The organism is Methylobacterium sp. WL18 (genome assembly GCF_008040015.1).
Lineage (GTDB): Bacteria > Pseudomonadota > Alphaproteobacteria > Rhizobiales > Beijerinckiaceae > Methylobacterium > Methylobacterium mesophilicum.
Map to the genome: position 1 here is coordinate 1 of NZ_VRVD01000666.1, position 2539 is coordinate 2539.

The following is a 2539-nucleotide window of genomic DNA, read 5'->3' on the forward strand; positions in this document are numbered from 1 at the left end:
CGCCGGAGAAGCCGTAGGGCTCGAGCGGCAGGCCGAGCCCGGTCCGGTCGAGCCGGCCGTTGCCGTTGCCATCCTGGAAGGCCGCCACCGCGTAGGCGCCCGGGGCCAGATCCCGGAAGGTGAACAGCGCCCGGCCCCCGGCGGCCGAGGCTTCGTCGCCTCGGGTACAGAACGGTTCGGACAAGCCGCCCTGACACAGGGCTACCCGGACCGGGCCGCCGCCGGGTTCGATGCCGTCGACCTCCACCTGCAGGGTCGCGGCCATCGCAGCCGACCCGAACACCACAGCGAGGGCGCAGAGGCCCGCCGTCAGCGTCACCCGGCCCGGCGCGCCGATCACGAAGCCTCGCCGGAGGTCGCCAGCGGCGCCGTGTCGGGGATGCCGGCCTGGGCGGCGGCGCGGGCACCGGCCAGCTCCTCGATCAGCAGCCGCGCGGTGATGCGAGCACCCTCGTAGATCACCGGCAGGCCGGAGCCCGGATGGGTGCCGCCGCCGACGATGTAGAGCCCCGGCCCGAAGCGGTTGTGCGGCCGGAAATACAGCATCTGCATCAGGTCGTGAGCGAGGTTGAAGGTGGCGCCCTCGTGGACCGCGAAGTCCTCTTCCCACTGGGTCGGGTCGATGATCCGCTCGTAGCGGATCCGGGACTCGATGTCCTCCAGGCCCAGCCGCTTCAGCCGCTCCAGGATCAGGGCGCGGTAGCTCTCCCGGGTCGCCGCCCAATCGATCCCGGCTTTCAGGTTCGGCACCGGCACCAGGACGTAGAGGGCGGTGTGCCCCGCCGGCGCCATGCCGCCATCGGTATAGCCGGCATGCTGGACGTAGAGGGAGGGCTGCATCGGCAGCGTCCCCTCGGTGATCTCCCGGATGTTGCGCTCGTAGCCGTCGGCCAGGAGGATCGTGTGGTGCCCCAGGCTGTCCGGCACTTTCCCTTCGATGCCGAGATACAGCATGAAGGTCGAGCAGGAGAGCCGGGCCTTGTGGATCTTGGCGTCCCGCCAGCGCGGGCGGTGCCGCTCCGGGACCAGGGCGCGCACCACCTTGGCGAAGTCGCCGTTGATCAGCACCGCGTCGGCGTTGAAGGTCTCGCCGTCCACCACCACACCGCTGGCGCGCTTGCCGTCGAACACCACGCGCTCGACGTTGGCATTGAGCCGGAGATCGACGCCCATGCGTCCGGCAAGGCCGGCCATCGCCTCGGAGACCGCGCCGCAGCCGCCGACCGGGTGGTAGACCCCGTGCTCGTATTCGAGGAACGACAGGATCGTGAACAGGCTCGGGCAGCGGAACGGCGACATGCCGAGGTATTTGGTCTGGAACGAGAAGGCGAGGCGCACCCGCGGATCCGCGAAGTATCGCTTCAGGTCGCGGTCGACGCTGCGGCCGGGATGAAGGTGCGGCAGGGCGGCGAGCATCGCCGGGCTCGCCATGCTGCGCAGGGTATGGAAGGCCTGCTGGAGGATCGGCTTGAAATAGTCCAGCTTCGTCCGGTTCTCGCTGAAGAAGGTCTTGACGTTCTTCGCGTCGTCGGGCGCCAGGCGGGCGATTTCCGTCTCCATCCGGGCGATGTCGCCGGTGGCGCGGATCGTGCCCGTGATCCCGTCCTCGCCCTCGAACACCAGATGGTACTGCGGATCGAGCCGCTCGAGCTTGACGTGGTCCTCGAGACGCTCGCCGCAACTCGTGAAGATGTCCGCGAGGATCTGGGGATAGAGGAAGAAGGTCGGGCCGATATCGAACTTGTAGCCGCCAGGCGCGGTGACGGTCTTCGTGCGGCCGCCGACCTGCGCGTCCTTCTCGAACAGCGTCACGTGGATCCCGGCGCGTGCCAGGAGCAGGGCCGAGGCCAAGCCGCCGGGACCGGCGCCGACCACGGCCACACGGCGTCCGGTCAGCGCTCGCAAACCATCCCCAGACTGAAGCAACGCCGACGACTCCCCTCGCAACCCGCGAACCTTATCGGCCAAGCTAGCCTCGCAACGCTCCACGGCAATTGCAGCCCTTTGTCGCGCGTTCGGAGCCGGACGGAAAGGGACGGCCTCAACCGGCGGTGACGAGCCTTCCCTGGCCGCGGGCGATCGCCTGCAGGGCGAGCCCCGCGGCGGTGGCGACGTTGAGCGAATCGAAGCCCGGGGCCATCGGGATCCGCACCGGGCGGGCCCGACCGAGCGTGGACGCATCGAGGCCGGGTCCCTCGGTCCCGAGGATCAGCAGGACGCGCGTGGGCGCGGGGATGGCGTCCAGTGATTCGGTCGCCCCGGGGCTGAGCGCCAGGGCTTCGAGGTCGAGCGCGCGGGCGAGCGCCAGCCAGTCCTGCCCGGGGGTGAGCCGCGCGAAGGGCTGGATCAGCGCGGCGCCGGCGGAGACCCGGATGCTCTTGCGGTAGAGCGGATCGCAGCTGGCGGCATCCAGCAGCACCGCGTCGGCCCCGAAGGCGGCGGCGTTGCGGAAAGCGGCGCCGACATTGTCGTGGTTGGTGAGGCCCGCCAGCCCGAGCACCAGCGCCGGAGCGGGGGCGGGCGGCACGAGGTCGGCGGG

At 70.6% G+C, this 2539-nt stretch carries 3 protein-coding genes; all 3 read right to left on the reverse strand.

Annotated features, from left to right (window positions below; translation table 11 throughout):
* Positions 1 to 265: DUF2141 domain-containing protein (locus FV228_RS26650; RefSeq protein WP_147857276.1), on the reverse strand; the 265-nt coding region annotated here is incomplete at its 3' end.
* 71 nt (positions 266 to 336) lie between these two features.
* Positions 337 to 1926 (reverse strand): phytoene desaturase family protein, encoded by a 1590-nt coding sequence (gene crtI, locus FV228_RS26655; protein ID WP_147857274.1) that lies wholly within the window; start codon positions 1924 to 1926, stop codon positions 337 to 339.
* A 115-nt stretch (positions 1927 to 2041) separates the two neighbouring features.
* Positions 2042 to 2539 (reverse strand): RNA methyltransferase (locus FV228_RS26660; RefSeq protein ID WP_147857275.1); only part of this gene is annotated, 498 nt, incomplete at its 5' end.